Genomic DNA, 16,438 nt, shown 5'->3' with positions numbered 1-16,438 from the left:
GAGGGACTCGGAGATCCCCGGGGAGAGAGGCATACGATGCCTACGATGATGAGCGTGTCCGAGCTGGCACAGGTTCTCTTCACTTCCGCGTTGCAGGCGTCCGAGGACCCGACGCCGGAGCAGGTGCGCGTCGCCATCGAGGGCAGGCTGCGCTCCTGCCACGCGGATCTCGCCGACTGCGCCGCGTGTGTCGCGCAGGAGGCCGGTGACCACCCCGAGACGTACGCGACCCGGATGCGCTGGGCCCTGAGCATGGCCGGCCGGGTGGACCCGGCCGCCTTCGCCCTGGCCGCCGCCTGACCTGCCGCCGGATCCGCCCGGCCCCGGCGCCCGTTCCGCGCCGGCCCCCGCGACGGGCCCCGCGACGCGGCCGAGTCCCGCAGCCCGGCCGCGGCGGAGATCAGCGGGGCGGATTCTGCTCGAAAGCCCGGATGATCGCCTCCGTGAGCTCGGGAAGTCCGGCCAGGGCCTGCTTCTCCGGCATGAGCACGGACGCGCGGGAGGTGACCGAGGTGTCGCGCGGCCGGTCCGCGCCCGCGTAGCCGACCTCGATCACGGTGGCGCCGGAGAGGACGAGGGCCCCGCCCACCCCCGCGTGCACGGTTTTGTTCCTGACCTGCCTGTACTGGTAGTACGCCCGCTCGCCCAGACCCTCGACCTCGGCGAGCCTGCCGAAGGACAGCTCCGCGGACTCGCGGCCCGCCTTCGCGCGCTTCTGCCCCTTGGTGAGCTGTTCGTCGTAGTACCGCCTGGCCCCCTCGGGATCCGGCCCTCCGGCCCGGTCGGCGAAGGTGGTGAACTCGGCGTAGACGGTGCGCATGCGCAGGCCCTTGGCGGTGCGGATGTTCACGCTCTCCCACCAGCAGACGATGGTCGTGCGGTCGGGCTGCCGCGCGCGGTTGGCGCCGTTCTCCGGGCGGGGGACCAGCCTGGTGACGGCCGGGGCCACGGCGGTGCAGGCCACGGGGACGGTGATGCCGACCTGGGTGGGCGAGGGCGAGGGCGAGGCGGTGGGTGAGGGCGTGGCGGCGGCGGTCGGGGCGGGGGTGGCCGGATGCGTGTACGGCCGGCCCTCCTGCCAGGCGGTGACGGCCGCCGACGCCTGCCGGAGCAGGAGCTCGGCCTCCCGCAGCGCCTCTTTCTCGTCGACGGGCCGGTTGGCGTCGGCGAAGCCGCCCCTGGGGTACTGGTCGGCCTTGTAGGTCACCTCGATGGTGACCTCCCCGGCCCGGCCGTACCCCTCGCCGGTGGCGTAGGTGTTCTTCTTGGACCGGGTGTAGCGCACGTGGCCCTCGTCGCCGGCCCCGGTGAGCGGCACCGCGGGGGAGTAGGCGAAGCCCTTGACGGGTTCGGACGCGGCCCGCCTGTCCGCCCGCAACCGGAGGTCGTAGCTGGTGGTGGCGGCGTTCCTGGCGCTCCTGCCGTTGGAGGCCTTGTGCCGGATGAGCCTGACCGTGATCGCGGTGGTCCGGGTGAACTCCGCGGAGGCGTCGGAGACGCTCTCCCAGGCGCACTCCCAGACGCTCTGCTCGGGCGAGTTGCGGTTCTGGCGGTCGATCTCCGCGTGCGGCACGAGCCGGTCGAGCTCGGCCTTGCCGACCATGGAGCAGGCGTCGGGATCCCCCGTCGGGGAGGCGGCCGCGGGGACGGCCGGGGAGGCGGCCGGAACGGGGCCCGCCGCCGGCGGATCGGGCCGGGTCGTCAGATAGAGGGTCACTCCGCCGGTGACGGCCAGGGCGGTCGCGGCGGCGGCCGCCGGCACCGTCCAGCGCCGCCGGGCGGCGGGGGACTGCGGGGTGGCGAGCCCCCACCGGACCGGTGCGGTCGGGGGCTCGGAGGCGTCGGGGTTCACGGGATCTCCGATGTGTCTGTCCAGAACGGGCCCGGTCTCGGCCGGGACGGGGCCATGGGGCCGGGTGGCTGTTGCCGCGGAGGGCGGGGGCGGCACCCGGCCGGGCCGGTCAGCTGAGGCCGTTCTCCTTGAAGCCCTTCACTATCGCCTCGGTGACCGGGAGGACACCGGCGACCGCCTGCTTCTGCGGCATGAGGACGGACTTGGCGTAGTTGATCGGGGTGTTCTTGGGGCGCTCGGAGCCGCCGTGGGTGACCTCGATCACGGTCGTGCCGATGCGGACGGCGCTGTCGGCGACCCCGACGTGCGCGCTCGGGGTGCGGTTCTTGCGGTACTGGTAGTGCCCACCGTCGCCCCAGCCCTCGGGCTCGTTGACCTTGTAGTAGAACAGCCCCTGGAACCCGCTGCCCTCCCACTGCTTGGCCTTGGCGCGCAGGTCGATGTAGTACTGCTTGGCCGCCCCGAAGTCCGGGCTCCCGGCGCGGTTGGTGAACTGGGTGATGCTGATGTAGACCGTGCGCAGTCCGAGCCGCCCCTTCGCGGCGGGGATCTCCCTGTTGTTCCACCTGCAGGTGGTGATCGTCTTGCCGCCGTCCTGCGTGCGCTCGAAGGCGGCCTTCGCGCCGGGGATCAGCGGGGTCGCGATCGGCTCCACCGCGGCGCAGGCCTTGGGCATGGCGATCGGGACCGGCGTCGGCGTGACGGTCGGCGTCGGCGTCGGGGTGGGCGAGGGGGTCGCGCGGGCGTACGGCCTGCCCTGCCGCCAGGCCGCGGCCGACTGCGACACCTGGGTGAGCAGGAGCTTGATCTCGCGCAGCGCGTTCTCCTCGTTGACGGACTTCTTGCCGGTGGTGGTGAACAGCGGCAGGTCCTTGCGCACCTGGCCGGCCTGGTACTTCACCTTGATGGTGAGGTCCCCCACCCGGCTGAAGCCCTGGCCGAAGGCGTTCTGCGACTTGCCCTTGTACCAGGTGTACTGGGAGTGGGCCTCGTCACCGGCCCCGGCCACCGGCACCACGTCGGAGAAGTAGCTGTCCTTGAGGGGGTGGGTGGCGGAGTATCGGCTGCTCTGCAGGTCGATGCCGTACTGCTTGCGGGAGACGGTGTCGGCGGTCTCGCCCTTGTGCCCGAGGTGCTGGGTGATCTCCACGCTGATCTCGCGGGAGCGGCTGTACTCCCCGAAGGAGTAGTCGAGGTTCTGCCAGCTGCAGCTCCAGGTGATGGAGGGGAACTCGGAGGTCCGCCTGTCGTTGGTGGCCTCGGTTATCTTCGCCTGCGGGACGAGGCGGTCGCTTTCGGCGGAGTCGATCGTGGCACAGGCGTCGATCGGCCCCGACGGGGAGGCGGCCGCGGGGACGGCCGGGGAGGCGGCGGAGGAGGCCGGACCCCGCGTCTCACCGGGCCGGTTCACCATGTACAGGGCGACGCCGCCGGTGGCGGCCAGGGCGGTCACCCCGGCCACGGCGGGCACCAGCCAGCGCCGCCGCGGCGCGGGGGAGGGCGCGGTGGTGTCCCACCTGACCGGGGTGGTGGGCGGTTCTGGATTATGGGGGTTCACGGAATCTCCTGTGCGGGAATGGGGGAGCGGGACCGTGAGGGAGGAGGTCTCATCTGTGAGATCTCCCTCATCCCCCGGAAGTTCGGACCGTTTTTCCGGAGGTGCCGAGTCCCGCCGCGACCAGTTCGGCGGCCCGGCGCACGGTCCGCTGGTCATCGGGGGTGACCCCGCCGTCCTCGGCGCGGGTCCAGACGACCTCGACGATCAGGTTGTCGACCCGGAGCGTCGTCGAGCATATGGTCCTGGAGATGTTGCGGCCCACCCGCCAGTAGTCCTGGGTGAAGGCCCCGTCGCCGACCCCGGGGACGTCCCGGACGGGCGACCACGTCTGACGGCCGAACTCGGTGTCGGTCCCGGTGGCCGCGGCGGCCTCCTTCTTCCTGCGTTCGAACAGCATCCGGGCGGTCTCGCCCGCGCTCTTGCCGCCCTGGGGCGGTACGGCCTGGGCCTGCACGCTGAGCCAGCGGTAGTTGCCGGTGCCCTTGGTGTGCTGCCAGGTGCACTCGTCCACCCTGGTCATGCGCGGATCGAAGATCTCCCCGATCAGCCCGCGGGCCTGCTCGGCGGTGAGCAGACCGCACGCCTCGGGAGTGGCGGCGAACCGGCCGCGGTCCGGCACCGGCTCCTCGGCCGTGACCGTGCGGACGGTGACCACGGCGCCGGCGGCCAGCGCGACCGCCAGCACGGCGGCCCCGGCCCACAGCGGTCCCCGGCGGCGGGGCGCGGCCGGGGGCGGCGGGGTGACGAGTCCCCGCCGGACCGGTGTGGTGGTGGGCTCGAAGACGGAGGGGTTGGCGGAGCGCCCGGCGGAGGGCCCGGCCATGACGGGCCGCGGGCCGCTGAACCCGCCGCTGTGGCCGCCGGCGACCCGGTCGGCGCGGACGATGTCGTGCAGCACCTGCCGGATCGCCGCGGCGTCCGGACGCCGCTGCGGGTCCTTGGCGAGCATGCCGTGCAGGAGCGAGCCGAGCGCGGGCCCCGCCCGGACCGGATCCGGGGGCTCGCGCATCAGCACGGCGGCGGCGACGGCGGCGGGGTGGTCGTTGTGGAAGGGCGCGCGGCCCTCGACGGCCGTGTACAGCGTCGCCCCGAGCGACCACAGGTCGGAGGCCGGTCCGGCGGGCTCCTCCCGCAGGCGCTCCGGGGCCGTGTACCCGGCCGAGCCCGCACGGCTGGCCGTGCTGGCCTCGCCGGTCATCGGCACGGCGATGCCGAAGTCGCTGAGCATCGCCGTGCCGTCCTCGCCGAGCAGGACGTTGGCGGGTTTGACGTCCCGGTGGAGCAGGCCGTGCGCGTGCGCCGCCTCCAGGGCGTCCAGGACGCTCAGGCCGATCGCGGCGACCCTGGCCGGTGCGAGGGGGCCCTGCCGGTCGATCACCCGGTCGAGGGAGCTCCCGCCGGCCAGGTCCATCACGATCCACGGCTGCCCGTCGTCGGTGACCACGTCGTGGACCATGACGATGGACGGGTGGCTCACCCGGGCGGCGGCCCTGGCCTCGGTGATCGCGCGCTCGGCGAAGGCCTCCCCGCCGCGCAGCCGCTTGACGGCGACGTCGCGGCGGAGCATCTCGTCGCGGGCCCGCCAGACCGTGCCCGCGCCGCCCTCGCCCAGCCGTTCCAGCAGCCGGTACCTGCCGGCCAGGATCCGCTCCTCGTTCATGCCCGGCTCCGCAGCGCGGCCTCGGCCCACCGGGCGGCCTTGAGCGCGTTGTCCCTGATGTCGGCGTCGGTGGGCTTGGCCGAGAGGGTGGAGTAGCGGGCCTCGATGACGAGGTTGAGCGCCCGGAAGTGCACGACGCCGGTGTGGGTCTGGCCGAGCTCGGACTTCAGGTCGTAGGTGAAGGCCCCCTCTCCCAGCCCCTGCACCGGCTGCCCCGCCGTCGAGACGGCGGTCAGATCCTTCATCCCTATCTCCTCCCACTCCCACGGGATGCCGCTGCCCGGCTGGGAGTGGTCACGACCCTGGCTGACCAGGAGGTTCTGCGCGGCCTGGGGGGTCATCATCCATGGTTGCGGCGTGTCGCCGTCGGTGTGCGGGATCAGCGCGATCCCGGTGTCGGCGGTGGTCCAGGTGCAGCCCTCGTCCTTCGGGCGGCCCTGCGGCGGCTGGGGGGCCCGCGTGATCTCGCGGACCTGGGCGGGCGTGAGCAGGGAGCACAGATCCACCGGCTGGGTGAACGCCGTCTTGTCGGCCTCGCCTCCGGCCAGCGTCAGCGTGATCCACACCGCGGCGGCCACCACGCACGCGGTGGCGCCCAGGGCGATCCACAGCAGGAACCGGGGGCGGCGGGGCGCGGTCTCGCCGGGATCGGTGTCGGGCCGGTGCGGCGGGCCGGAGAGGCCGGGGTCCGTGCCGGGGACCCGGCTGTCCGGAGCGGGCGGCGGGGCCCACACCTCGGGGATGTGACCGTCGGCGACCTGCGTGAGCATCCACCGCGCCGTGTCGGGGTCCGGGCGCCGCTCCGGCTCCCTGGCCATCATCGCCATCAGGACCGGCCCGAGCGGGCCCGCCAGCCGCGGCGGCGTGATCTTCCCGGCCAGGGCCTTCGACAGCCGCACCACCGGCTCGCCGTCGAAGGCGGCCACGCCCTCGACGGCGTAGTAGAGGGTGGCCGCCAGCGACCACAGGTCCGAGGCCGGGCCGCCCCGCTCGCCGTCGAGGCGCTCGGGGGCGATGAAGCCGGGCGAGCCGATGAGCAGTCCCGTCTGGGTGAGCGTCTCCTCGCCGGTGAGCTTGGCGATGCCGAAGTCGGTCAGCACGGCGCGCCCGGTGTCGGTCAGGAAGACGTTGCCCGGCTTGACGTCGCGGTGCTGGATCCCGCGGGTGTGCGCGGCGGCCAGGCCGTCCAGGAGCTGCGCGCCGAGCGCGGCCACGTGCCGCGGGGGGAGCGGCCCGTGCTCCTCCACGACGTCGGCGAGGGTACGGCCGCGCAGCAGCTCCATGACGATCCACGGCTTGCCGTCGTAGGCCGCCACGTCGTGGATGGCCACCACGGAGGGGTGGCGCACCTGGGCGGTGGCCTGCGCCTCCCGTACGGCGCGCGCGACCATGTCGGCGCGCCGGGACTCGTCGGCCCCGGGGGGCAGGGTCAGCTCCTTGACCGCCACCTCGCGGTGCAGCATCTCGTCCCGGGCCAGCCAGACGGTTCCCATTCCGCCGCTGCCGAGCTGGCGCAGTAGACGGTAGCGCGCCGCAAAGTCCTCCCTGTCGGGCATATCGGGAGGATAGCGGAATCACTGATCATGCTCAGCGGGTCGCTCTACGTGACATGTGACGGGGCCGGGAGGGGTGAGCGCGGGACCGGTCCATCCCCCGCGGAGCAGGCATACCCATGGTCACCCGGGAAGGCCCAAAAGTCCCGCTGACCACATGTGGTCACGGGCATCGAGGGCGTTGACACCTTTCCGTCAGACGCGCAGATTTCGCACATTCCTTTGGTTCGGGGGAGGTGCGGAGGTTGCGATGAAACGTGCGAGATTAGCCGTTCTCGCCGTCACGGCCATGCTCGCGAGCATGGCCGTCTCACTGCCCGCGGAGGCGGTCCCGGACCCGCCGGGCGCGGGTGACGGGGTCCACGTCTACACCGGAGAGCTCACCCGGGAGCAGCTCGCGACGCTGGTGCGGTCCGGCGTCGACCGCGAGGAACTGCGGCTCACCAAGACCGCGGACGGAAAGGTCGCCGTCGAGGTGATCCTCGGCACGGCGCAGGCCGAGCAGCTCGCCAAGAGCGGTCTCGCCCTGACCGCCCGGCAGGCCGCGCAGCGCAAGGCGGCGGCCAAGGGCGACGGCGTGTTCAAGCCCTACAGCGGCGCGGGCGGCATCCAGGAACAGATCGTCACCGCGGCGAACGCCAAGCCGAACATCGCCAAGGTCGTCGACATCGGCACGACGGTCAAGGGACAGAAGATCACCGCGATCAAGGTCACCAAGGACGCCCGCAAGCTGCGGGACGGCTCCCGCAAGGCGACCCTCTACATGGCGGCCCAGCACGCCCGTGAGTGGATCACTCCGGAGATGGTCCGCCGGCTGCTGCTGCACTATCTCAACGGCTACGGCACCGACGCCGAGATCACCAAGCTCGTGAACACCACCGAGCTGTGGTTCATCCCGGTGGCCAACCCCGACGGCTACGACTACACCTTCACCGAGGGCAACCGCCTGTGGCGCAAGAACCTGCGCGACAACAACGGCGACGGCCAGACCACCAGCGCCGACGGCGTGGACCTCAACCGCAACCTCGCCTACAAGTGGGGCTACGACAACGAGGGCTCCTCGCCCAACCCGGCCAGCCTGACCTACCGCGGCCCGAGCCCGCAGTCCGAGCCCGAGACCAAGGCGGTCGACGACCTCACCCGGCGGGTGCAGTTCACCTACCTGATGAACTACCACTCGGCCGCCCAGCTCCTGCTGTACGGCGTGGGCTGGCAGCAGGCCACCCCCTCGCCCGACGACCTGATCTTCGAGGCGCTGCTCGGCGACGACGCGACGCCCGCCGTACCGGGCTACGACCCCGACATCGGAGCCGAGCTCTACACCACCAACGGCGAGACCGACGGGCACATGGCCAACAGGCGCGGCGCGCTGCCGATCACGCCCGAGATGAGCACCTGCGAGGTCGCGGTCGAGAGCGTGCCGGACGACGAGTGGACGCTGGAGGACTGCGAGGGCGGACAGGGCTTCACCTTCCCCGACAGCGAGGCCCTGATCCAGGCGGAGTTCGCCAAGAACATCCCGCTGGCGCTGTCCGTCGCCAAGTCGGCCTTCACCCCCGACCGGCCCGTCTCCCCGGTCGGCCGTACCGTGCCGGACTTCCGGCCCGACAGCTTCACCGTCTCCTACGGCGACCCGCAGCCGGTGGCGGTCATCGCCCGCCGGTCGCTGCTGGCCAAGACGATGCGCTTCCGGATCAACGGCGGGCCCGTCCAGGTCCGGCCGGTGGGCGAGTGGGACGGCGGCGAGCGCTACGGCGACGAGAACGACGAGTACTTCGCCGAGTACCGGGCCACGGTCCGGGGTGCGAAACCCGGGGACAAGGTCGAGGTCTGGTTCACCGGGTTCAAGGTCGGCGCCGGGACCGTGGAGAGCCAGCGCTTCACCTACACGCTGCAGAAGAAGAGCAACGCCAAGGTGCTCGTCCTGGCCAACGAGGACTACACCGGCTTCAACCCCGACTACCCGGACTCGGTGACCGCGCCGAAGTACGCCGCGCAGTACGCGCAGGCGCTGCGGGCGGCCGGTTACTCCTCCGAGACCTGGGACGTCGACAAGCAGGGCGTGCCGCACCACCTCGGCGTGCTCGGCCACTTCAAGGCGGTGTCCTGGCATCTGGGCGACGACCGGCTCGCCATGGAGCAGCAGGACGTGGTCACCCAGACGCCGCTCGGCCCGCTGCCGGACGCGGACGTCAGGAGGTCGCAGCAGGACCTGACCATCTCGGTGCGCGACTATCTCAACGAGGGCGGCAAGCTGCTGCACACCGGTGAGACCGCCGCGTACTACGGGATCCTGGGCACCTCGCTCGGCGGCATCTACTACGGCCTGGACGGCGCGCCGGACGCCGACTGCGTGGTCACCACGTTCGACGGCTTCTTCGAGGAGTGCCTGCTGCTGGCCGACGACTTCGCCCAGTACTACATGGGCGTGTACGGGCGGACCTCGCGCAGCGGGCCGACCGGGGTCACCGGCACCGGCGTCCCGCTGACCGGCACCTCGGCCACCTTCGGCGGCCCGGCCGTGGCCGACAACCCGCTGAACGAGGCCGGCAGCCTGCAGGTCACCAGCGACTTCCTCCCGCCGGACCAGTTCCCGCAGTTCAGGAGCTCGGCCTCGGCGGTCTACCAGGGCGCGACCGGGCCGTTCGACCCGGCCGAGGGCGACTGGTACGTCGCGGGCCCGCACAGCGACGACTCCTACATGAGGCTGACCCGCACGGTCGACCTGTCGTCGGTGACCGCGGCCCAGCAGCCGAGGCTGGCGTTCCAGCTCTCCTACAACACCGAGGACAGCTACGACAACGTCATCGTCGAGGCCCACACCGTCGGCCAGGAGGACTGGACGACGCTGCCCGACCTGAACGGCGGGACCGACACCGGCGTCCCGGCCGAGTGCGAGGCCGGCTTCCTGCTGGACGAGCACCCCTGGCTGACCCGCTATCTGACCCCGGGCAACCCGTGCCAGCCGACCGGCACCAGCGGGGCGTGGAACAGGTTCACCGGCGACTCGGAGGGCTGGCAGCAGGTGGCCTTCGACCTGTCCCCGTACGCGGGCAAGCAGGTCGAGGTCTCCATCAGCTACGTGACCGACCCGGGCACCGGCGGGGTCGGGGCGTTCGTCGACGACACCAGGATCACCACCAGCGGCGGGACCCTGGAGTCCGAGGGCTTCGAGTCCGGACTCGGCGCCTGGTCCATCCCGGGCCCGCCGCCCGGCAGCCCGACCGGGGCCGGTGACTTCGCCCGGGCGCAGGCCGACAAGACGGCCGCGGTCACGACGCGGGACACCGTGTTCCTCGGCTTCGGCCTGGAGCAGATCGCGAGCGACGCCGAGCGGGTCGCCATGCTCAGGAAGATCATGAGACATCTGATCGGTTAGGAGGGTCGACCGGCCGTACGGCGCGCCGCGCCGTACGGCCCTGAGGGGGCCGGGCGCCGTCGCGGTGCCCGGCCCTCTCGCGTGTCGTGTGCGGATGTCTGGCCGGAGACAAAAATTCTTAGTAAGGTTTCCTATTAATAACGTGCTATCCGTCGGCCGTTGGACATGTTCGACCTCCCTGTCCCCCCGTTGGAGGAGTCCACGTGCACCTGCGTCACAAACTGATCACCGGAGCCGTCGCGCTCACGGCCGGATCCCTGCTGGCCCTGCTCCCGTCGGCCCCCGCGGGCGCCCACGGGTCCATGTCGAACCCGCCCAGCCGCGCGTACGTCTGCAAGACCGAGGGCCCGGACAGTCCCAAGTCGGCCGCGTGCAAGGCCGCCGTGGCGGCCGGCGGCACCCAGGCCTTCTACGACTGGCACGAGGTGTCACTGTTGACCGCGGCCGGACGGCACCGCGAGATCATCCCGGACGGCAAGCTGTGCAGCGCCGGGCGTGACAAGTATCGCGGCCTCGACCTCCCCCGCGCCGACTGGCCGGCCACCCGGGTCAGCCCCGGCCCGCTGACGATCACCTACCACGCCACCGCGCCGCACGCCAACAGCAACTTCGAGTTCTACATCACCAAGCCCGGCTGGAACCCGACCCAGCCGCTGCGCTGGTCGGACCTGGAGCACATCAGGACCTTCAACAACCAGAACCCCACCACCTACACCAACTGGACCATCAACCTCCCGCAGCGCACCGGCCGGGCCATGATCTACTCGATCTGGCAGCGCGTCGTGGGCAGCGACGAGGCCTTCTACACCTGCAGCGACGTCGACTTCGGAGGCGGCGGCAGCACGCCCACCCCGACCCCGACCGTCACCCCGACCCCGACCCCGACGCCGACGCCGACGCCGACCGTCACCCCGACGCCGACCCCGACCGTCACGCAGCCGGGCGGCACCTGGGCGCCGAACACCGCCTACGCGGTGGGCGCGCGGGTGACCTACGGCGGTGCGACCTACCAGTGCCAGCAGGCGCACACCTCCCTGCCGGGCTGGGAGCCGCCGAACGTGCCGGCTCTCTGGAAGCGCGTCTAGGTCGTGTAGGACGTCCGTTCCCGGGTCCCGCCTGTGGCGGGACCCGGGATCCCCACGCTGGAGGATCCGATGAAGCGTGCCGTCCCGGTCGTCCTGGCCGCCCTGCTGTTGTCCGGCTGCGGCGTCTCCGGCGGTGAGTGGGCCAGGGGCGTGGTCGCCGAGCGCGCCTCCGAGGCCGCCACCGGCCGGGACTTCAACCCGGCCGACGTGATGTTCCTGCAGATGATGGTCGTCCACAGCGGCCAGGGGGCGGAGATCGCCCGCCTGGCGCGCGGGCGGGCCGTCCGCGACGAGGTCGGCACCCTCGCGTCGGCGATCGCCGCGACGCAGGAGGCGGAGACGGCCGAGATGGCCCGCCTGCTGCGGGACTGGGACCAGCCCGCGACCGCGCCGGCCGACGAGCACACCGCCCACGGCGGCATGCCCGGTACGAGCCGCCGGGAGATGCAGGCCGCCGAGAAGGCCGCCCCGGCCGACTTCGAGAAGGTGTTCCTGGACATGCTGATCGCGCACCAGGACGACGCCGTGCAGATGGCGAGGGTGGAGGCGGCCGACGGGCGCAACCCCGGGGTGGTGCTCATGGCCAGGCGGATCGAGGCCTCCCGCACGGCGCAGATCCAGCAGATGCTGACGTTCCTCGGCCAGTAGGCCCGCCCCGCCGTACGACCGGAGCCCGGGTACGGCCCGCGGCGTCGTACGGGCGTACGCCGCCCGCCGTACGGCTACCGCTCGTCCAGGGCGGCGAGCACCCGGGCGGCGACCTCCTCGGCCGTGAGCTCGGAGACGTCGAAGGTCAGGTCGGCCACCTCGGCGAAGAGCGGTCCCCGCGCGGCGCGCTGCTTGACGAGCATCGCTTCGAGGTCGGGCTCGAAGTGCGGGCGGTGCGCGCCGGAGCGCATGCGCTCGGCGAGGACCTCCGGCGGGGCGTCCAGCCAGACCACCACCGCCTCCCGGTTCAGCGCCTCGCGGCAGTCCGGGGTGTCCACCGTGCTCGCCGCCGCGGCGATCACCACGGCGGGCCGCTCCGCCAGGGCTTCGCTCAGGTGCGCCGCCTCCCGGCGGTGCAGCACGGCCTTGCCCACCGCCGCGACGATGTCCGCCGCCGTGGCCCCGCCGTACAGCGCCGCGATGTCGGGATCGCTGTCGCGCAGCTCGCGTCCGAGCTCCGTGGCCAGCAGTCGCGCCACCGACGACTTGCCCGCTCCCATGAGCCCGGTGACGACGATCGGACGGTCAGGTACCACGGTGGCCTCCGGCGGCGACGTTTGAGATCTGTGTGGGGGATAGGGAGGAGGTACTGGCTCGAAGGAGGGAAGACCCATGACCATCGCAGGCGGCATCGTCCTCATCATGCTCGGCGCCATCTTCACATGGGCGGTCGAGTTCGACCTCGCCGGGTTCGACATCAACGTCCTCGGTGTGATCCTGATGCTCGGCGGCCTGGTGTGGCTGCTGTTCGCGCTCTACCGCCTCAACGCCGCCCGTCGTGCCCTGGCCTCCAGCACCACGGTGGTGACCGAGGACCCGGTGACCCACCAGCGCGTCTACGAGGAGCGCCGGTACGACGATCCCCCGGTCGTGTGAGTTCCCGGAGAGGTGAAACGGAGGAAGGACATTGAGCAAGGTCGTATCCCGTGGTGTGAGCGCCGCGAGCGGAATGCTCGGCGGTGTCATCGCCGGAGCCATCTTCAAGCAGGTCTGGAAGTTCGCGTCCGGCAAGGACGACGCGCCCCAGGCCAACTCGGAGGAGTACGGCTGGGGTGAGGTGCTCCTCGCCTCGGCCATCCAAGGTGCGATCTTCGGCGTGGTCAAGGCCGCGATCGACAGGTCCACGGCACGGAGCATCCACCGGGCCACCGGAAAGTGACCCGCCGGGGAACCCCCGGCGGATCAGCGCCTGCGGTGGTGGACCGCCGCGTACGCGCCGGCCCCTCCGGCCAGCACCAGCAGGACCAGCGCTATCACCAGGCGGCGGTGCCGCAGGAGCCGAGCCCGTGTATCACCGGGCCGGTGCCTGCGAGCGCCGCCGTCTTCGTCGTCCGGCATCCGCCACAGGTGGGCCATCCCGACGGGAGGACGGTCCTCCCGTGACCCGGCCGCCGGCCGGTTCGCGTACTCGCCCATGCGCATCACCGCGTCTTCTCGGCTCACCCGGACGGCGTACCCGTTGAGGTGATGGTCACTCTCGGCGTACGGCCACGCGCGGCGGGTACTTCCGTGAGGACGGAAACGGCCCTGGTCACCGGGCGCTCCTCGCCGCCCCTTCCGGTCGCCGCCTCTTCCCCCGTGGTCTCGGCCTGTTTGACCTCGGACTTCACGGGAAGGCGAGCTGTTTTGAGGCGAAAGGAGTTCGAACATGGAGGCTCCGCAATACGTCGCCGCGCGGGTGCAGAGCGCGCTGGCGGAGGATGACCGCACCCACGAGCTCGGTGTACGGGTGGATGTGCGCGGAGACCAGCTGTTCCTGCGCGGCCGGGTGGGGTGTGAAGAGCGGCGTGAGCTGATCGCCGACGTGGCCGGCGAGGCCGCTCCCGGCCTGGTCGTGCACAACGAGATCAGCGTCGTCGACGTCCGGGAACCGGGAGGAGAGGAGAAGCTGTGAGCCAGCTGCGAATCGCGGCGGTCGGTGACGTGCACCTGGGGGAGGACCTCCGGGGACGCTATCGCTCGCGCCTTTCGGGCATCGAGGAGAAGGCCGACGTCCTGCTGCTGGCCGGAGACCTCACCCGCCACGGAACCCTGGAGGAGGGCGAGGTGGTGGCCGAGGAGTTCCGCGACCTGCCCGTCCCGGTGGTCGCCGTGCTCGGCAACCACGACCACCACTCCGACAAGCCCGCCGAGATCGCCACGATGCTGAAGGACGCGGGCATCTCGGTGCTGCACGACGACGCCGTGGTGCTCGACGTCAAGGGAGTGCGGCTCGGGGTGGTCGGCGGAAAGGGGTTCGGCGGCGGGTTCGCGGGCAAGTGCGCCAGCGAGTTCGGCGAGCCGGAGATCAAGGCCTTCGTCAACCACACGAAGCGGATCGCCGACCGCTGGAGGGTGGCCCTCAAGGAGCTCCAGGCGGACCGGCGCGTCGTCCTTTCGCACTACTCGCCCGTCAACGACACCCTGGCCGGCGAGCCGCTGGAGATCTACCCGTTCCTGGGCAGCTATCTGCTGGCCGAGGCGGTCGACTCCGAGGGAGCCGACCTGATCCTGCACGGCCACGCGCACATGGGGACCGAGAAGGGCATGACGCCCGGGGGCATCCGGGTGCGCAACGTGGCCCTGCCGGTGCTGGGCCGCGCCTACGGGGTCTACTGCCTCGGCGAGGACGGTGAGGACCCCGACCACTGCTGAGCCCGGCCGCCGGGGCGTACGGCGCCGCAGCACACCGGAACACACGGAACACACGAAGCGGGCCGGGGGTAACCCGGCCCGCTGAGTCTTGTCGTGGGAAATTCGGGGCGACTTTGTGATGCTGGTTTTCCGATCGCATGCGAGCCGTGGCTCGCATCAGACATTGAAGATGCTCACACCCCCGGGACCGACGAGGAAACCGAGGACGATGAGGACGATCCCCCAGAGGAGGTCGCGACGGGCGAGGATCACGTAGATCCCCGCGATGACGAGTACGACTGCGATAATCCAGAGCAGAGTAGCCATAAACGGCAACTGCCCCTAGGAATGGCTAATTAACATCCTTCGTTCGATAAAGATCGGTGATCGGCTGGAGGAACCAGAACCATGCGCTGAGCAGGCCGATGACACCGCCGAAGACCGCCGCCGGCCAGCCGGCGATGACCGTCTCCGTGACGAGGGCCACGGCGCTGGTCATCGAGACCGCCAGTCCGAGGGCCCCGGCGACGCCGAGCTCGTTGGCGCGGTGCAGCATCCTCTCCTTCAACCCGGTCCGGAACAACAACCGGTGCTGGGCGGCGGGAGTGATGAAGCAGACGGAGGCGAGGGCGGCGCTCAACAGGGAGATGAAGAACAACCACCGGCCGAGGGTGTCGACTTTGTTGAAACCCGCGGCGAACGGGAGCGTCAGGAGGAAGGCGAACAGCACCTGCACACCGGTGACCGCGACGCGCAGTCCCTGCAGGAGCTCAGCCAGCTCTCGGTCCACCCGTTCCTTGTGGCTTTCGCCAGGCTGGGGCCCTTCCGTTTGGGCATCCGAAGGCTGAATCATCCAGGTCATTTACCCCCGGTTTAAGGTGATATGCCTGGTGACTAGCAGGCGGATCAGGGGGTAATCCTCCGCTATGGGAAGCCACAGCCACGAGGTCACAGACGCGATTCTGGAGACGTTGAAGCGGGCGAGCACCGCACTGAAAGACGCTGATGTCCGGTTTGCTCTAGCCGGAGGATGCGCCGCGTACGCCCGCGGCGCGGCTCCGTCGTTGCACGACGTGGACTTCGTCCTGCCGCAGGAGGACGTTCCCACGGCCTGGGAGGCACTGCGGGATCTGGGCTTCGAGACGGTCAAACCCCCGGAGGACTGGCTGGTCAAGGCATATGACGATGGCAGGCTGGTCGATCTGATCTTCAGGATCGCCGACAACGAGGTGACCTCGTCCCTGCTGGACCGGGCCGAGCCGCTGAAGGCGTCCGCGGTGATCGTCCCCGTCCTGGAGGCGACGGACCTGGTGATCTCCTGGCTGCTGCCGTTGTCGGAGCACGCCTGCGACTACGGCTCCCTGCTTCCCCAGGTCCGCGCGCTGCGCGAGCAGGTCGACTGGAACCGGGTCGCGGCGGTGAGCCAGTCCTCGCCGTACGCGTTCACCTTCCTGACCCTGCTGGAGCGCCTGGGCGTGGTGGACGGCCCCGTCGACCCCTCGGGGGACCCGTCCTGGCCCTGAGTGGTCCTGGTCCTGAGTGTCCTGGTCCTGATTGAACGACCCGGGTCCGGCCCTCCGAGCGGGCCGGACCCGGGAACGCGGAAGGGCCCCGCCGGGAGGCGGGGCCCTTCCGCGTTCCCGTCGGATCAGTAGGTACCCGGGCCGCCGCCATAGGGGAAGCGGCCGTAGTACTCCCCGACACGGTCACGGTAGGAGGTCTCCTTGAAGGTGGACTCGTCGAATTCCGGCGCGTCCTTGATCTCCTGCTTGGTGCGTGCCACGTAGATCTTCCGCTCCTGCGGGTCGATCTGCGTCACCGTGCTGGCCGGGAGGAGGACCTTCTTGCCGAAGATCCAGGGACCCGTGTCGACCACGAGGTAGCTCTCGCCGACATCGTAGGTCGCCTCGTCGACAGAGCCGATCTTGCCGTCGGTGGCCTCTACGTCGTAGCCGGCGACGTCAAGGCTCTTGTTGGCGTCGTAGACGTCTGAACGGTAAGTCCACAGCTCAGGCTGCATGGTGCTGTCT

At 71.2% G+C, this 16,438-nt stretch carries 18 protein-coding genes; 9 read left to right on the top strand and 9 right to left on the bottom strand.

The genetic code is table 11. From position 1 onward, the window contains the following. Positions 1-54 precede the first annotated feature (54 nt). Complete coding sequence (locus Psi01_RS14760; protein WP_204064571.1) at positions 55-300, top strand: hypothetical protein; 246 nt, start codon at positions 55-57, stop codon at positions 298-300. 100 nt (positions 301-400) lie between these two features. Here Psi01_RS14760 and Psi01_RS14755 read toward each other — a convergent pair whose 3' ends face one another. From Psi01_RS14755 to Psi01_RS14740, 4 genes are all read right to left on the bottom strand, one after another. After that, positions 401-1,852, bottom strand: coding sequence for a hypothetical protein (locus Psi01_RS14755; RefSeq protein ID WP_204064570.1), 1,452 nt, complete (start codon positions 1,850-1,852; stop codon positions 401-403). A gap of 109 nt (positions 1,853-1,961) precedes the next feature. Then, positions 1,962-3,410 carry a hypothetical protein gene (locus tag Psi01_RS14750; RefSeq protein WP_204064569.1) on the bottom strand — a complete coding sequence of 483 codons (1,449 nt, stop codon included), beginning with the start codon at positions 3,408-3,410 and terminating at the stop codon, positions 1,962-1,964. Positions 3,411-3,477: 67 nt separating this feature from the next. Next, complete coding sequence (locus tag Psi01_RS14745; protein ID WP_204064568.1) at positions 3,478-5,070, bottom strand: serine/threonine-protein kinase; 1,593 nt, start codon at positions 5,068-5,070, stop codon at positions 3,478-3,480. Next, entirely contained in the window at positions 5,067-6,626 is a 1,560-nt protein-coding gene (locus Psi01_RS14740; protein ID WP_204064567.1) for a serine/threonine-protein kinase, read from the bottom strand. The genes Psi01_RS14745 and Psi01_RS14740 overlap by 4 nt, the downstream gene beginning before the upstream one ends. Before the next feature lie 298 nt (positions 6,627-6,924). Between Psi01_RS14740 and Psi01_RS14735 the strand changes: the two genes are divergently transcribed. The 3 genes from Psi01_RS14735 to Psi01_RS14725 all read left to right on the top strand — a co-directional run bounded on the left by Psi01_RS14735 (position 6,925) and on the right by Psi01_RS14725 (position 11,735). Next, positions 6,925-10,002, top strand: coding sequence for a M14 family metallopeptidase (locus Psi01_RS14735; RefSeq protein ID WP_204064566.1), 3,078 nt, complete (start codon positions 6,925-6,927; stop codon positions 10,000-10,002). 203 nt (positions 10,003-10,205) lie between these two features. Beyond that, the gene (locus tag Psi01_RS43335) at positions 10,206-11,087 is read left to right on the top strand and encodes a lytic polysaccharide monooxygenase auxiliary activity family 9 protein (RefSeq protein WP_239127670.1); all 882 of its coding nucleotides are present in this window, start codon (positions 10,206-10,208) and stop codon (positions 11,085-11,087) included. 69 nt (positions 11,088-11,156) lie between these two features. Next, the gene (locus Psi01_RS14725; protein WP_204064565.1) at positions 11,157-11,735 is read left to right on the top strand and encodes a DUF305 domain-containing protein; all 579 of its coding nucleotides are present in this window, start codon (positions 11,157-11,159) and stop codon (positions 11,733-11,735) included. Positions 11,736-11,809: 74 nt separating this feature from the next. Here Psi01_RS14725 and Psi01_RS14720 read toward each other — a convergent pair whose 3' ends face one another. Then, positions 11,810-12,331 carry a shikimate kinase gene (locus Psi01_RS14720; protein WP_239127668.1) on the bottom strand — a complete coding sequence of 174 codons (522 nt, stop codon included), beginning with the start codon at positions 12,329-12,331 and terminating at the stop codon, positions 11,810-11,812. A 76-nt stretch (positions 12,332-12,407) separates the two neighbouring features. On the opposite strand from Psi01_RS14720, the gene Psi01_RS14715 reads away from it, so the two are divergent. Beyond that, the gene (locus tag Psi01_RS14715; RefSeq protein ID WP_204064564.1) at positions 12,408-12,671 is read left to right on the top strand and encodes a DUF6458 family protein; all 264 of its coding nucleotides are present in this window, start codon (positions 12,408-12,410) and stop codon (positions 12,669-12,671) included. 31 nt (positions 12,672-12,702) lie between these two features. Next, positions 12,703-12,954 (top strand): DUF4235 domain-containing protein, encoded by a 252-nt coding sequence (locus tag Psi01_RS14710; RefSeq protein ID WP_204064563.1) that lies wholly within the window; start codon positions 12,703-12,705, stop codon positions 12,952-12,954. Positions 12,955-12,977: 23 nt separating this feature from the next. Here the strand turns inward: Psi01_RS14710 and Psi01_RS14705 are convergent, their stop codons facing one another. Further along, positions 12,978-13,238: a hypothetical protein gene (locus Psi01_RS14705; RefSeq protein WP_204064562.1), complete on the bottom strand. Its 261-nt coding sequence runs from the start codon at positions 13,236-13,238 to the stop codon at positions 12,978-12,980. A gap of 205 nt (positions 13,239-13,443) precedes the next feature. Between Psi01_RS14705 and Psi01_RS14700 the strand changes: the two genes are divergently transcribed. After that, the gene (locus tag Psi01_RS14700) at positions 13,444-13,689 is read left to right on the top strand and encodes a BON domain-containing protein (RefSeq protein WP_204064561.1); all 246 of its coding nucleotides are present in this window, start codon (positions 13,444-13,446) and stop codon (positions 13,687-13,689) included. Continuing rightward, positions 13,686-14,429, top strand: coding sequence for a metallophosphoesterase family protein (locus Psi01_RS14695; RefSeq protein ID WP_204064560.1), 744 nt, complete (start codon positions 13,686-13,688; stop codon positions 14,427-14,429). The genes Psi01_RS14700 and Psi01_RS14695 overlap by 4 nt, the downstream gene beginning before the upstream one ends. 156 nt (positions 14,430-14,585) lie before the next feature. On the opposite strand, the gene Psi01_RS14690 is transcribed toward Psi01_RS14695, so the two are convergent. Next, entirely contained in the window at positions 14,586-14,735 is a 150-nt protein-coding gene (locus tag Psi01_RS14690; RefSeq protein WP_175593845.1) for a GPGG-motif small membrane protein, read from the bottom strand. Positions 14,736-14,760: 25 nt separating this feature from the next. After that, entirely contained in the window at positions 14,761-15,270 is a 510-nt protein-coding gene (locus Psi01_RS14685) for a DUF6328 family protein (RefSeq protein ID WP_204064559.1), read from the bottom strand. Positions 15,271-15,334: 64 nt separating this feature from the next. Between Psi01_RS14685 and Psi01_RS14680 the strand changes: the two genes are divergently transcribed. Then, positions 15,335-15,931 carry a nucleotidyltransferase family protein gene (locus Psi01_RS14680; RefSeq protein WP_204064558.1) on the top strand — a complete coding sequence of 199 codons (597 nt, stop codon included), beginning with the start codon at positions 15,335-15,337 and terminating at the stop codon, positions 15,929-15,931. Positions 15,932-16,056: 125 nt separating this feature from the next. On the opposite strand, the gene Psi01_RS14675 is transcribed toward Psi01_RS14680, so the two are convergent. Beyond that, complete coding sequence (locus Psi01_RS14675) at positions 16,057-16,428, bottom strand: PRC-barrel domain-containing protein (RefSeq protein WP_204064557.1); 372 nt, start codon at positions 16,426-16,428, stop codon at positions 16,057-16,059. Between the last annotated feature and the right edge of the window lie 10 nt (positions 16,429-16,438).

This window comes from Paraplanobispora siamensis (genome assembly GCF_016863175.1).
In the GTDB taxonomy this organism is placed as follows: domain Bacteria; phylum Actinomycetota; class Actinomycetes; order Streptosporangiales; family Streptosporangiaceae; genus Planobispora; species Planobispora siamensis.
The sequence above is the reverse complement of the archived record's forward strand: the minus strand, read 5'-3'. Positions and strand labels throughout refer to the sequence as shown.

Bases quoted from the DNA above. Each gene is read 5' to 3' on its own strand.
- Psi01_RS14740 (WP_204064567.1), bottom strand. From the start codon at position 6,626: ATGCCCGACAGGGAGGACTTTGCGGCGCGCTACCGTCTACTGCGCCAG.
- Psi01_RS14675 (WP_204064557.1), bottom strand. From the start codon at position 16,428: ATGCAGCCTGAGCTGTGGACTTACCGTTCAGACGTCTACGACGCCAAC.
- Psi01_RS14685 (WP_204064559.1), bottom strand. From the start codon at position 15,270: ATGACCTGGATGATTCAGCCTTCGGATGCCCAAACGGAAGGGCCCCAG.
- Psi01_RS14735 (WP_204064566.1), top strand. From the start codon at position 6,925: ATGGCCGTCTCACTGCCCGCGGAGGCGGTCCCGGACCCGCCGGGCGCG.
- Psi01_RS14715 (WP_204064564.1), top strand. From the start codon at position 12,408: ATGACCATCGCAGGCGGCATCGTCCTCATCATGCTCGGCGCCATCTTC.
- Psi01_RS14745 (WP_204064568.1), bottom strand. From the start codon at position 5,070: ATGAACGAGGAGCGGATCCTGGCCGGCAGGTACCGGCTGCTGGAACGG.
- Psi01_RS14725 (WP_204064565.1), top strand. From the start codon at position 11,157: ATGAAGCGTGCCGTCCCGGTCGTCCTGGCCGCCCTGCTGTTGTCCGGC.
- Psi01_RS14690 (WP_175593845.1), bottom strand. From the start codon at position 14,735: ATGGCTACTCTGCTCTGGATTATCGCAGTCGTACTCGTCATCGCGGGG.
- Psi01_RS14700 (WP_204064561.1), top strand. From the start codon at position 13,444: ATGGAGGCTCCGCAATACGTCGCCGCGCGGGTGCAGAGCGCGCTGGCG.
- Psi01_RS14680 (WP_204064558.1), top strand. From the start codon at position 15,335: ATGGGAAGCCACAGCCACGAGGTCACAGACGCGATTCTGGAGACGTTG.